Source organism: Paracidovorax oryzae ATCC 19882 (assembly GCF_000687165.1).
In the GTDB taxonomy this organism is placed as follows: Bacteria; Pseudomonadota; Gammaproteobacteria; order Burkholderiales; family Burkholderiaceae_C; genus Paracidovorax; species Paracidovorax oryzae.
The window spans coordinates 1-13,433 of the sequence record NZ_JMKU01000039.1; the positions used below are offsets into that span (position 1 = coordinate 1).

9 protein-coding genes and 1 tRNA gene are annotated in these 13,433 nt (G+C 63.4%); all 10 read left to right on the forward strand.

Annotation, left to right across the window (positions count from 1 at the left end; translation table 11 throughout):
- Nucleotides 1-3 precede the first annotated feature (3 nt).
- Nucleotides 4-1,194, forward strand: a complete 1,191-nt coding sequence (gene tuf / locus T336_RS0120955; RefSeq protein ID WP_011793521.1) for an elongation factor Tu — start codon at nucleotides 4-6, stop codon at nucleotides 1,192-1,194.
- Between the two features lie 11 nt (nucleotides 1,195-1,205).
- A tRNA-Trp gene (locus tag T336_RS0120960) sits at nucleotides 1,206-1,281 on the forward strand.
- A gap of 85 nt (nucleotides 1,282-1,366) precedes the next feature.
- Nucleotides 1,367-1,753: a preprotein translocase subunit SecE gene (gene secE / locus T336_RS0120965; RefSeq protein ID WP_026434004.1), complete on the forward strand. Its 387-nt coding sequence runs from the start codon at nucleotides 1,367-1,369 to the stop codon at nucleotides 1,751-1,753.
- 1 nt (nucleotide 1,754) lies between these two features.
- Nucleotides 1,755-2,348, forward strand: a complete 594-nt coding sequence (nusG, locus tag T336_RS0120970; RefSeq protein ID WP_026434005.1) for a transcription termination/antitermination protein NusG — start codon at nucleotides 1,755-1,757, stop codon at nucleotides 2,346-2,348.
- Between the two features lie 103 nt (nucleotides 2,349-2,451).
- Entirely contained in the window at nucleotides 2,452-2,883 is a 432-nt protein-coding gene (rplK, locus tag T336_RS0120975) for a 50S ribosomal protein L11 (protein WP_013596801.1), read from the forward strand.
- Nucleotides 2,884-3,579 carry a 50S ribosomal protein L1 gene (gene rplA, locus T336_RS0120980; protein WP_019702362.1) on the forward strand — a complete coding sequence of 232 codons (696 nt, stop codon included), beginning with the start codon at nucleotides 2,884-2,886 and terminating at the stop codon, nucleotides 3,577-3,579. It begins immediately after the preceding gene.
- 227 nt (nucleotides 3,580-3,806) lie between these two features.
- Nucleotides 3,807-4,313 carry a 50S ribosomal protein L10 gene (gene rplJ, locus T336_RS0120985; protein WP_011797539.1) on the forward strand — a complete coding sequence of 169 codons (507 nt, stop codon included), beginning with the start codon at nucleotides 3,807-3,809 and terminating at the stop codon, nucleotides 4,311-4,313.
- Between the two features lie 48 nt (nucleotides 4,314-4,361).
- The gene (gene rplL, locus T336_RS0120990) at nucleotides 4,362-4,739 is read left to right on the forward strand and encodes a 50S ribosomal protein L7/L12 (RefSeq protein WP_013596798.1); all 378 of its coding nucleotides are present in this window, start codon (nucleotides 4,362-4,364) and stop codon (nucleotides 4,737-4,739) included.
- Between the two features lie 302 nt (nucleotides 4,740-5,041).
- The gene (gene rpoB / locus T336_RS0120995; protein ID WP_013596797.1) at nucleotides 5,042-9,166 is read left to right on the forward strand and encodes a DNA-directed RNA polymerase subunit beta; all 4,125 of its coding nucleotides are present in this window, start codon (nucleotides 5,042-5,044) and stop codon (nucleotides 9,164-9,166) included.
- 22 nt (nucleotides 9,167-9,188) lie between these two features.
- Nucleotides 9,189-13,424: a DNA-directed RNA polymerase subunit beta' gene (rpoC, locus tag T336_RS0121000; protein WP_026434006.1), complete on the forward strand. Its 4,236-nt coding sequence runs from the start codon at nucleotides 9,189-9,191 to the stop codon at nucleotides 13,422-13,424.
- The last annotated feature ends 9 nt before the right edge of the window (nucleotides 13,425-13,433 follow it).

The following is a 13,433-nucleotide window of genomic DNA, read 5'->3' on the forward strand; positions in this document are numbered from 1 at the left end:
GAAATGGCAAAAGGTAAGTTCGAACGTACCAAGCCCCACGTGAACGTGGGCACGATCGGCCACGTGGACCATGGCAAGACGACGCTGACGGCAGCGATCGCCACGGTGCTGTCCGCCAAGTTCGGCGGCGAAGCCAAGAAGTACGACGAAATCGACGCAGCGCCCGAAGAAAAGGCCCGCGGCATCACCATCAACACCGCACACGTGGAATACGAGACGGCCAACCGCCACTACGCCCACGTGGACTGCCCCGGCCACGCCGACTACGTCAAGAACATGATCACCGGTGCCGCCCAGATGGACGGCGCCATCCTGGTGTGCTCGGCCGCCGACGGCCCGATGCCCCAGACGCGCGAGCACATCCTGCTGGCCCGCCAGGTGGGCGTGCCCTACATCATCGTGTTCCTGAACAAGTGCGACATGGTGGATGACGAAGAGCTGCTCGAGCTGGTCGAAATGGAAGTGCGCGAACTCCTCGACAAGTACGACTTCCCCGGCGACGACACCCCCATCGTGCGCGGCTCGGCCAAGCTGGCCCTCGAAGGCGACAAGGGCCCCCTGGGCGAGCAAGCCATCGACAAGCTGGCAGAAGCCCTGGACACCTACATCCCGACGCCCGAGCGCGCCGTGGACGGTGCCTTCCTGATGCCCGTGGAAGACGTGTTCTCCATCTCCGGTCGCGGTACCGTGGTGACGGGCCGTGTCGAGCGCGGCATCATCAAGGTCGGCGAAGAAATCGAAATCGTGGGCATCCGCGACACGCAGAAGACCACCTGCACGGGCGTGGAAATGTTCCGCAAGCTGCTGGACCAGGGCCAAGCCGGCGACAACGTCGGCCTGCTGCTGCGCGGCACGAAGCGTGAAGACGTCGAGCGCGGCCAGGTGCTGTGCAAGCCCGGCTCCATCAAGCCGCACACCCACTTCACGGCCGAGGTGTACGTGCTGTCGAAGGACGAAGGCGGCCGCCACACGCCCTTCTTCAACAACTACCGTCCGCAGTTCTACTTCCGCACGACCGACGTGACCGGCGCCATCGAGCTGCCGGCCGACAAGGAAATGGTCATGCCCGGCGACAACGTGTCGATCACCGTCAAGCTGATCAACCCCATCGCCATGGAAGAAGGCCTGCGCTTCGCCATCCGCGAAGGCGGCCGTACGGTCGGCGCCGGCGTCGTGGCCAAGATCATTGCCTGATCAGGAGTCATAGGGGTATAGCTCAATTGGCAGAGCGTCGGTCTCCAAAACCGAAGGTTGTAGGTTCGATTCCTACTGCCCCTGCCAGTCACCTGGCATAAAAAAAGCCCGCCAGACACCTGGCGGGCTTCGGTGTCTTGTGAAAGCGCAATTTTTGCAACCGGAATGAAGAATGGCAGCGTCTCAGCAAATTGAAACCGTAAGTACAGGCGCCGACAAGGCCAAGCTGGCCGCTGTCGTCGCGTTGCTGATTGCGGGTATTGCCGGTTTCTACCTGCTCTCCAAACAGGGTGCTGCGGTCCAGTGGGCGGTCCTGATCGTCGCGATCATCGCCGCCGCCGCCGTGTTCGCGGTTTCCGAGTCGGGCCGCCGCTTCACCGGCTTCGCTAAGGATGCTTGGAAAGAGGTCAAGAAGGTCGTGTGGCCTACCCGCAAGGAAACCTTGCAGATGACTGCCTACGTGTTTGCCTTCGTTCTGGTGATGGCGCTGTTCCTCTGGTTCACGGACAAGACGCTGGAATGGGTGCTCTACGATCTGATTCTGGGCTGGAGGAAGTAACATGAATGACGCCGTCGATCAAAACCTCTCACCTGCCCAGGTGCCTGCATCGTCTGCCAATCCGGATCTTCGCTGGTACATCGTGCATGCTTACTCCGGGATGGAGAAGGCGGTAGAGCGCAACATCACGGAGCGCATCAACCGCGCGGGCATGCAAGACAAGTTTGGCCGGATTCTCGTCCCGACGGAAGAAGTCGTGGAAATGAAGAACGGCCAACGCAAGACGACCGAGCGGCGCCTCTTCCCCGGCTACGTGTTCGTCGAGATGGTCATGGATGACGACACCTGGCATCTGGTGAAGCACACCAGCAAGGTGACGGGTTTCGTGGGCGGAGCCAAGAACCGTCCCGCGCCGATCTCCGAAGACGAAGTCCAGAAGATCGTCAACCAGATCCAGGAAGGCACCGAGAAGCCCCGCCACAAGATCGAATTCATGGTGGGCGAACTGGTGCGGGTCAAGGAAGGTCCGTTCGCGGACTTCAACGGCTCGGTCGAGGAAGTCAACTACGAGAAAAGCCGGGTGCGCGTCTCCGTGATGATCTTCGGCCGTTCCACTCCGGTGGAGCTGGAGTTCGGTCAGGTCGAGAAGACCTGACGTCTCCCTGATTGCATGCGCTTTTTGACTCGGCGCACATAAATCGAGTCAATCAACCCCGGGGAGCCTTCCATGAAGGCGTTATCACCCGCAAGGAGTCGCTATGGCGAAGAAAATCGTCGGCTTTATCAAGCTGCAAGTGCCGGCAGGAAAGGCTAACCCCTCTCCTCCGATCGGTCCCGCGCTGGGTCAGCGTGGACTGAACATCATGGAGTTCTGCAAGGCATTCAACGCCCAGACCCAAGGCGTCGAGCCGGGTCTGCCGCTGCCCGTGGTCATCACGGCTTTCGCGGACAAGAGCTTCACCTTCATCATCAAGACGCCTCCGGCGACGACCCTGATCAAGAAGGCGATCAAGCTGGAAAAGGGTTCCGCGAACGCCCTGAGCACGAAGGTCGGCAAGATCACCCGCGCACAGCTGGAAGAGATCGCCAAGACCAAGCTGAAGGACATGAACGCTGCCAACGTGGACGCTGCCGTCCGCACGCTGGCTGGCTCCGCCCGTTCCATGGGCGTTACGGTGGAGGGCCTGTAAATGGCTAAGCTGACCAAGAAGCAAAAGGCCCTGCAAGGCAAGGTCGACAGCACGAAGCTGTATGCGTTCACCGATGCCGTGGTGCTGGTGAAGGAAGCCGCAACCGCCAAGTTCGATGAATCCATCGACGTGGCCGTTCAGCTCGGCATCGACGCCAAGAAGTCGGACCAGGTGGTGCGTGGCGCCGTCGTGCTGCCGAACGGCACCGGCAAGACGACCCGTGTGGCCGTGTTCGCCCAGGGTGCCAAGGCTGAAGAAGCCAAGGCCGCCGGCGCGGACATCGTGGGCATGGACGATCTGGCTGCACAGGTGAAGGCCGGTGACATGCCGTTCGACGTGGTGATCGCTGCTCCCGATGCCATGCGCGTCGTGGGTACGCTGGGCCAGATCCTGGGCCCGCGCGGCCTGATGCCGAACCCCAAGGTGGGTACGGTGACGCCCGATGTCGCTACGGCCGTGAAGAACGCCAAGGCCGGCCAGGTGCAGTTCCGTGTCGACAAGGCCGGGATCATCCACAGCACGATCGGCCGTCGTTCGTTCGACAACGACAAGCTCCAGGGCAACCTGGTGGCGCTGATCGAGGCACTGAACAAGGCGAAGCCGGCAACCAGCAAGGGTCTGTACCTGCGCAAGGTGGCTGTGTCCTCGACCATGGGTGTCGGCGTGCGCGTCGATACGCAATCCATCTCGGCCTGATAGCCAAGAAATCTTGAGGTGCCGCAAGGTGCCTCGGTGGTGGGCCGGCGCAGCGATGCGCCGGGCCATCCAAGACCGCTGGTGTGCAGCCCCGGTTGCATTTAAATCCACGGAGCCAGCGCAGATGGCGATCCCGCTGCAGATGGAATTCGATTCCAAAACAGTTGGTCGCTGCAACAAGAGCGCGCATGAGGGGTTCCCCGAGTGTGCATATGAAGGAGTAGACCTTGAGTCTTAATCGCAGTGAGAAAGAAGCGGTCATCAATGAAGTGACCAGCCTCGCCGCTAAAGCTCAAACGCTCGTGATCGCGGAATACCGTGGCATCACGGTGGCCGACATGACGAAACTGCGCGTTGACGCCCGCAGCAAGGGTGTGAGCCTGAGTGTTCTAAAGAACACCCTGGCCCGCCGTGCTGTGGCCGGCAGCCAGTTCGACGTGGTGGCCGACCAGATGACCGGTCCTCTGATCTATGGCTTCTCCGAAGACGCTGTGGCCGCCGCCAAGGTGGTGGCCGATTTCGCGAAGACCAACGACAAGCTGGTGATTCGCGGCGGCGCCTTCGCAGGCAAGGCCCTGGACGTGAACGGCGTGAAGCAACTGGCCAACATCCCTTCCAAGGAAGTGCTGCTGGCCCAGCTGTGTGGCTTGCTGATGTCGCCGATCTCCCGCACCGCCGTGGTGCTGGGTGCTCTGGCCGCAAAGAAAGGCGAAGGCGAAGCAGCAGCCGCTTGAGGCTTTGCTGCAGTCGTTCCCTCTTTAAACCAATTGTTAGGAAAAATTATGGCATTCGATAAAGACGCATTCTTGACCGCCCTGGACAGCATGTCCGTGATGGAACTCAATGACCTGGTGAAGGCCATTGAAGAGAAGTTCGGCGTGAGCGCTGCCGCCATGGCCGCTCCTGCTGCCGCTGGCGGCGGCGGTGCAGCTGCTGCTGCCGAAGAGAAGACCGAGTTCAACGTGGTGCTGGCCGAAGCCGGTGCCAACAAGGTCGCGGTCATCAAGGCCGTGCGCGAAATCACCGGCCTGGGCCTCAAGGAAGCCAAGGACCTGGTGGACGGCGCTCCGAAGAACGTCAAGGAAGGCATCGCCAAGGCCGACGCAGAAGCCGCTGTCAAGAAGCTGGTGGAAGCCGGCGCCAAGGCCGAACTCAAGTAATTCGGCTGCTTTGGCAAGGCTGGAGGCTCCGCAAAGGGCCTCCAGCCTTTCCGCGCTTCTGAGAAGCGCAAGTGTGCAGAGCACACCAGAAAGCAGGAACGGGCGCCGGCCTCGGCATCCACCTCCTGCTTCCTAGTGTCTTCTGACAACCCGACAACAGAAGACGCCTTGGTTCGGGCGATGTGCAACGCATCGCCGTCCGCCATGGTTGGTAGTGGCCAACCGCCAAGCCCGCAAGGCCGCGCTCCTTGTGGGGCAGTAGTCGTCGAAGACCCCCATCCATGTCTTTGCCCGGAGATCTCATGGCCCCAACATCCACGTACAGCTATACCGAACGCAAGCGCATTCGCAAGAGTTTCGGTAGCCGCGACAGCGTGCTCAAAGTGCCGTACCTGCTGCAGATGCAGAAGGACGCGTACACCGCTTTCCTCCAAGCGGACATGGCACCGCAGAAACGCACCAACGAAGGCCTGCAGGCCGCATTCAACGCAGCGTTCCCGATCGTCTCGCACAACGGCTTCGTCGAGATGAAGTTCGTGGAGTACAACCTGGCCAAGCCGGCGTTCGACGTGCGCGAGTGCCAGACCCGCGGCCTGACGTTCGCCTCGGCCGTGCGTGCCAAGGTGCAGCTCATCATCTATGACCGCGAGTCCTCGACGTCGCAGTCCAAGGTGGTGAAGGAAGTGAAGGAGCAGGAGGTCTACATGGGCGAGGTGCCCCTGATGACCGACAAGGGCTCGTTCATCATCAACGGTACCGAGCGCGTGATCGTGTCGCAGCTGCACCGTTCGCCCGGCGTGTTCTTCGAGCACGACAAGGGCAAGACGCACAGCTCCGGCAAGCTGCTGTTCTCCGCACGCATCATTCCCTACCGCGGCTCCTGGCTGGACTTCGAGTTCGACCCGAAGGACATCCTGTACTTCCGCGTGGACCGTCGCCGCAAGATGCCGGTCACGATCCTGCTGAAGGCCATCGGCCTGAACCCGGAATCGATCCTGGCGAACTTCTTCGTCAACGACAACTTCCGCCTGATGGACAGCGGCGCGCAGATGGAGTTCGTGGCCGATCGCCTGAAGGGCGAAGTTGCGCGCTTCGACATCACCGACAAGTCCGGCAAGGTCGTCGTGGCCAAGGACAAGCGGATCACCGCCCGCCACACCCGTGAACTGGAGCAGTCCGGCACGACACACATCAGCGTGCCGGAAGACTTCCTGATCGGCCGCGTGGTCGCGCGCAACATCGTGGACGGCGACACCGGCGAGATCGTGGCCAAGGCCAACGAGGAGCTCACGGAAGCGCTGCTGAAAAAGCTGCGCTCGGCCGGCGTGCAGGACCTGCAGGTCATCTACACGAACGAACTGGACCAGGGTGCGTACATCTCGCAGACGCTGCGCATCGACGAGACGGTGGACGAGTTCGCCGCCCGCGTGGCCATCTACCGCATGATGCGCCCCGGCGAGCCGCCGACGGAAGACGCCGTGCAGGCCCTGTTCCAGCGCCTGTTCTACAACCCGGACACGTACGACCTGTCGCGCGTGGGCCGCATGAAGTTCAACGCCAAGATCGGCCGCGACGAATCCACCGGCCCGATGGTGCTGTCCAACGACGACATCCTGGCCGTGGTGAAGATCCTGGTGGACCTGCGCAACGGCAAGGGCGAAGTCGATGACATCGACCACCTGGGCAACCGCCGCGTGCGTTGCGTGGGCGAGCTGGCCGAGAACCAGTACCGCACGGGCCTGGCGCGTATCGAGAAGGCCGTGAAGGAGCGTCTGGGCCAGGCGGAGCAAGAGCCGCTGATGCCGCACGACCTGATCAACAGCAAGCCGATCTCGGCCGCCCTGAAGGAGTTCTTCGGTGCGTCGCAGCTGTCGCAGTTCATGGACCAGACCAACCCGCTGGCGGAAATCACGCACAAGCGCCGCGTCTCGGCCCTGGGTCCGGGCGGTCTGACCCGCGAACGTGCCGGCTTCGAAGTGCGCGACGTGCACGTGACCCACTACGGTCGTGTCTGCCCTATCGAAACGCCTGAAGGCCCGAACATCGGCCTGATCAACTCGCTGGCTCTCTACGCCCGCCTGAACGAGTACGGCTTCATCGAGACGCCTTACCGCCGCGTGGTGGACGGCAAGGTGACCGACCAGATCGATTACCTGTCGGCCATCGAGGAAGGCAAGTACGTCATCGCCCAGGCCAATGCGACGCTGGATGCCGAAGGCCGCCTGACCGGCGACCTGGTGTCGGCCCGCGAGAAGGGTGAATCCACGCTGCTGTCCGCCGAGCGCGTGCAGTACATGGACGTGTCGCCCGCGCAGATCGTGTCGGTGGCCGCATCGCTGGTGCCTTTCCTGGAGCACGATGATGCGAACCGCGCACTGATGGGCGCCAACATGTCGCGCCAGGCCGTGCCCGTGCTGCGTCCGGAAAAGCCCATGGTGGGCACGGGCATCGAGCGCGTGGCGGCCGTGGACTCCGGCACGGTGGTGACGGCGAACCGCGGCGGTATCGTGGACTACGTCGATGCGACCCGCATCGTGGTGCGCGTGAACGACGCCGAGGCCGTGGCCGGTGAAGTGGGCGTGGACATCTACAACCTCATCAAGTACCAGCGTTCCAACCAGAACACGAACATCCACCAGCGCCCGATCGTGAAGAAGGGCGACGTGCTGGCCAAGGGTGACGTGATCGCCGACGGTGCCTCCACGGACCTGGGCGAGATCGCCATCGGCCAGAACATGCTGATCGCGTTCATGCCCTGGAACGGCTACAACTTCGAGGATTCGATCCTGATCTCCGAACGCGTGGTGGCCGAAGACCGCTACACCTCGATCCACATCGAGGAGCTGGTGGTGATGGCCCGCGACACGAAGCTGGGCGCCGAAGAAATCACGCGCGACATCCCGAACCTCTCGGAACAGCAGCTGAACCGCCTGGACGAGTCCGGCATCATCTACGTGGGTGCGGAAGTGCAGCCCGGCGACACGCTGGTGGGCAAGGTCACGCCGAAGGGCGAGACCACGCTGACGCCGGAAGAGAAGCTGCTGCGCGCCATCTTCGGCGAGAAGGCTTCCGACGTGAAGGACACCTCGCTGCGCGTGGACCAGGGCTCCTCGGGCACCGTGATCGACGTGCAGGTGTTCACGCGCGAAGGCATCCAGCGCGACAAGCGCGCCCAGCAGATCATCGACGATGAACTCAAGCGTTTCCGCCTGGACCTGAACGACCAGCTGCGCATCGTGGAGGCCGACGCGTTCGACCGTATCGAGAAGCTGCTGAACGGCCGCGTGGCCAACGGCGGCCCGCAGAAGCTGGCCAAGGGCACGAAGATCGACAAGGCCTATCTGGCCTCCGTCGAGAAGTTCCACTGGTTCGACATCCGCCCGGCGGAAGACGAAGTGGCGACCCAGCTCGAGTCCATCAAGAACGCCCTGGAGCAGACGCGCCACAGCTTCGACCTGGCTTTCGAAGAGAAGCGCAAGAAGCTCACGCAAGGCGACGAGCTGCCGGCCGGCGTGCTGAAGATGGTGAAGGTGTACCTGGCCGTCAAGCGCCGCCTGCAGCCCGGCGACAAGATGGCCGGCCGCCACGGCAACAAGGGTGTGGTGTCGAAGATCGTTCCGGTCGAGGACATGCCCTACATGGCCGACGGCACGCCTGCCGACATCGTCCTGAACCCGCTGGGCGTGCCTTCGCGGATGAACATCGGGCAGGTGCTGGAGGTCCACCTGGGCTGGGCCGGCAAGGGCATCGGCCAGCGCATCGGCGACATGCTGCGCGACCAGGCCAAGGCAGCCGAGATGCGCAAGTTCCTCGAAGAGGTCTACAACTCGCGCGGCCGCAAGGAAGACCTGTCGATGCTGAGCGACGACGAGGTGATGGCCATGGCCGGCAACCTGACCAACGGTGTTCCGTATGCGACGCCGGTGTTCGACGGCGCGTCGGAAGCGGAGATCAAGGACATGCTGAAGCTGGCCTATCCGGACGACATCAAGGAGCGCAAGGGCCTGACCGACAGCCGCACGCAGGCCTACCTGTACGACGGCCGCACGGGCGAGCAGTTCGAGCGTCCGACGACCATCGGCTACATGCACTACCTGAAGCTGCACCATCTGGTGGACGACAAGATGCATGCCCGTTCCACCGGTCCGTACTCGCTCGTGACGCAGCAGCCGCTGGGCGGCAAGGCCCAGTTCGGTGGCCAGCGTTTCGGGGAAATGGAAGTGTGGGCGCTGGAAGCGTACGGCGCCTCTTACGTGCTGCAGGAAATGCTCACCGTGAAGTCCGACGACGTGCAGGGCCGTACCAAGGTGTACGAGTCCATCGTCAAGGGCGAACATGCGATCGAGGCAGGCATGCCCGAGTCGTTCAATGTGCTGGTCAAGGAAATCCGTTCCCTGGGCCTGGACATCGAACTGGAACGTTCTTAAGAAGTACTAGGAGATAGGGTTTATGAAGTCTCTACTCGACCTGTTCAAGCAATTCACGCCGGACGAGCATTTCGATGCCATCCGCATCGGCATGGCGTCGCCGGAGAAGATCCGTTCCTGGTCCTTCGGCGAGGTGAAAAAGCCCGAGACGATCAACTACCGCACGTTCAAGCCCGAACGCGACGGCCTGTTCTGCGCCAAGATCTTCGGCCCGATCAAGGACTACGAGTGCCTGTGCGGCAAGTACAAGCGCCTGAAGCACCGCGGTGTGATCTGCGAGAAGTGCGGCGTGGAAGTGACCCAGACCAAGGTGCGCCGCGAGCGCATGGGCCACATCGACCTGGCCGCGCCCTGCGCGCACATCTGGTTCCTGAAGTCGCTGCCGTCGCGCCTGGGCCTGGTGCTCGACATGACGCTGCGCGACATCGAGCGCGTGCTGTACTTTGAAGCCTACGTGGTGACCGACCCCGGCATGACCCCGCTGAAGAAGTTCGGCATCATGTCCGAGGACGACCATGACGCGAAGCGCAAGGAATACGGCGACGAGTTCATCGCCAAGATGGGCGCCGAAGGCATCAAGGACCTGCTCGAAGGCATCGACATCGATCTGGAGATCGAGAAGCTGCGCGGCGACCTGACCGGCTCCGAGGTCAAGGTGAAGAAGAACGCCAAGCGCCTGAAGGTGCTGGAAGCGTTCAAGAAGTCGGGCATCAAGCCCGAGTGGATGGTGCTGGACGTGCTGCCCGTGCTGCCGCCGGACCTGCGTCCGCTGGTGCCGCTGGACGGTGGCCGCTTCGCGACCTCCGACCTGAACGACCTGTACCGCCGCGTCATCAACCGCAACTCGCGCCTGCGCCGCCTGCTGGAGCTGAAGGCTCCGGAGATCATCGCGCGCAACGAGAAGCGGATGCTGCAGGAAGCCGTCGATTCGCTGCTGGACAACGGCCGCCGCGGCAAGGCGATGACGGGCGCCAACAAGCGTGCGCTGAAGTCGCTGGCCGACATGATCAAGGGCAAGTCCGGCCGGTTCCGCCAGAACCTGCTGGGCAAGCGGGTGGACTATTCCGGCCGTTCCGTGATCACCGTGGGCCCGACGCTCAAGCTGCACCAGTGCGGCCTGCCGAAGCTGATGGCCCTGGAGCTGTTCAAGCCGTTCATCTTCTCGCGCCTCGAGCAGATGGGCATCGCCACGACCATCAAGGCCGCGAAGAAGGAAGTCGAATCCGGCACTCCGGTGGTCTGGGACATCCTGGAAGAGGTCATCAAGGAGCACCCGGTCATGCTGAACCGTGCTCCGACGCTGCACCGCCTGGGCATCCAGGCCTTCGAGCCGATCCTGATCGAAGGCAAGGCCATCCAGCTGCACCCGCTCGTCTGCGCGGCCTTCAACGCCGACTTCGACGGTGACCAGATGGCCGTCCACGTGCCGCTGTCTGTGGAGGCGCAGATGGAAGCCCGCACGCTGATGCTGGCCTCCAACAACGTGCTGTTCCCCGCATCGGGCGAGCCCTCCATCGTGCCTTCGCAGGACGTGGTGCTGGGTCTCTACCACGCGACCCGCGACAAGATCAACGGCAAGGGCGAAGGCCTGATCTTCTCCGACACGGGCGAAGTCCAGCGCGCGCTGGATGCCGGCCAGACGGAGTTGCACGCCCGCATCAGCGTGCGCCTGACCGAATGGACCAAGGACAAGGCCACGGGCGAGTTCGTGCCCTCGACCTCGCTGGTCGACACGACCGTCGGCCGTGCACTGCTGTCCGAGATCCTGCCCAAGGGCCTGCCTTTCAGCAACATCAACAAGTCGCTGAAGAAGAAGGAAATCTCCAAGCTCATCAACGTGAGCTTCCGCAAGTGCGGCCTGAAGGAAACCGTGGTGTTCGCGGACAAGCTGCTGCAGAACGGCTTCCGCCTGGCCACGCGCGCCGGCTTCTCGGTGGCGATCGACGACATGCTGGTGCCTCCGCAGAAGGCCGACATCCTGGCACGCGCCGAATCCGAAGTGAAGGAGATCGAGCAGCAGTACGTCTCCGGCCTGGTGACCGCCGGCGAGCGCTACAACAAGGTGGTGGACATCTGGGGCAAGGCCGGCGACGACGTGTCCAAGGTGATGATGGACCAGCTCAAGGTCGAGAAGACCACCGACCGCCACGGCAAGGAGGTGAACCAGGAGTCTTTCAACGCCATCTACATGATGGCCGACTCGGGCGCCCGGGGTTCCGCCGCGCAGATCCGCCAGCTGGCCGGCATGCGCGGCCTGATGGCCAAGCCGGACGGCTCCATCATCGAGACCCCCATCACGGCGAACTTCCGTGAAGGCCTGAACGTGCTGCAGTACTTCATCTCCACCCACGGTGCCCGGAAGGGCCTGGCGGATACGGCGCTGAAGACCGCGAACTCCGGCTACCTCACCCGCCGCCTGGTGGACGTGACGCAGGATCTCGTGGTGACCGAAGAGGACTGCGGCACGAGCAACGGCTCCGTGATGCGCGCCATCGTCGAAGGCGGTGAAGTGATCGAGTCCCTGCGCGACCGCGTGCTCGGCCGCTCCACGGCCGAAGAGGTGCTGCACCCCGAAACCCGTGCCGTGCTGGTGCCGGCCGGCCAGATGCTGGACGAGGACACCCTCGAAGAGCTGGAAGCCGCCGGCGTGGACGAGGTGAAGGTGCGTACCGCGCTGACCTGCGAGACGCGCTATGGCCTCTGCGCCAAGTGCTATGGCCGCGACCTGGGCCGTGGCGGCCTGATCAACCTCGGCGAAGCCGTGGGTGTGATCGCTGCCCAGTCCATCGGCGAACCCGGCACGCAGCTGACCATGCGTACGTTCCACATCGGTGGCGCCGCTTCGCGTGCCGCCATCGCATCGAGCGTGGAAGCCAAGTCCAACGGCGTGATCGGCTTCAATGCCACGATGCGCTACGTGACCAACAGCAAGGGCGAGCTGGTCGTCATCGCGCGTTCGGGTGAAGTCATCATCCAGGACGAGCATGGCCGCGAGCGCGAGCGCCACAAGGTGCCGTATGGCGCGACGCTGACGGTGAAGGCCGACCAGCAGGTCAAGGCCGGCACGATCCTGGCCAACTGGGATCCGCTGACACGACCGATCATCACGGAATTCGCCGGCCAGGTGAAGTTCGAGAACATCGAGGAAGGCCTCACCGTCGCCAAGCAGGTGGACGACGTGACCGGCCTGTCCACGCTGGTCGTGATCGATCCGAAGCGCCGCGGCTCCGCCAAGGTGGTGCGCCCGCAGGTGAAGCTCGTCGATGCGAACGGCGCCGAGGTGAAGATCCCTGGTACCGACCACTCGGTGACGATCGGCTTCCAGGTCGGCGCGCTGATCCAGGTGCGCGACGGCCAGGACGTGGGCCCCGGCGAAGTGCTGGCCCGTATCCCGGTCGAAGGGCAGAAGACCCGCGACATTACCGGCGGTCTGCCGCGCGTGGCCGAGCTGTTCGAAGCCCGCTCGCCCAAGGACAAGGGCATGCTGGCCGAGATCACCGGCACGGTGTCCTTCGGCAAGGAAACGAAGGGCAAGGTGCGCCTGCAGATCACCGATCCGGACGGCAAGGTCTGGGACGAGCTGGTGCCCAAGGAAAAGAACGTGCTGGTCCACGAAGGCCAGGTGGTGAACAAGGGCGAACTGATCGTCGATGGCCCGGCCGATCCGCAGGACATCCTGCGCCTGCTGGGCATCGAGGAACTGTCGCGCTACATCGTCGATGAAGTGCAGGACGTCTATCGCTTGCAGGGTGTGAAGATCAACGACAAGCACATCGAGGTGATCGTTCGCCAGATGCTGCGTCGCGTCGTGGTCGAGAACCCGGGCGAATCCGGCTACATCGCCGGCGAGCAGGTCGAGCGTTCGGAGATCCTCAACACCAACGAGCAGCTGCAGTCCGAGGACAAGATCCCCGCGACCTACAGCAACGTGCTGCTGGGTATCACGAAGGCATCGCTGTCCACCGATTCGTTCATTTCGGCCGCTTCCTTCCAGGAAACGACCCGCGTGCTCACCGAGGCTGCCATCATGGGCAAGCGCGACGAGCTGCGCGGCCTGAAGGAGAACGTGATCGTGGGCCGCCTGATCCCGGCGGGTACCGGCCTGGCCTATCACCAGGCACGCAAGGCCAAGGAGGCCATGGACGACGCCGAGCGCCGCGCCATCGCCGAAGCCGAGGCTGCCGAGATGGCCACCACGGGCCCCGATGAAGCTCCGGAGGTCGAAGGCTCCGGCGTGGAAAGCGGCTCGGCCGAGTAACCCACGGCC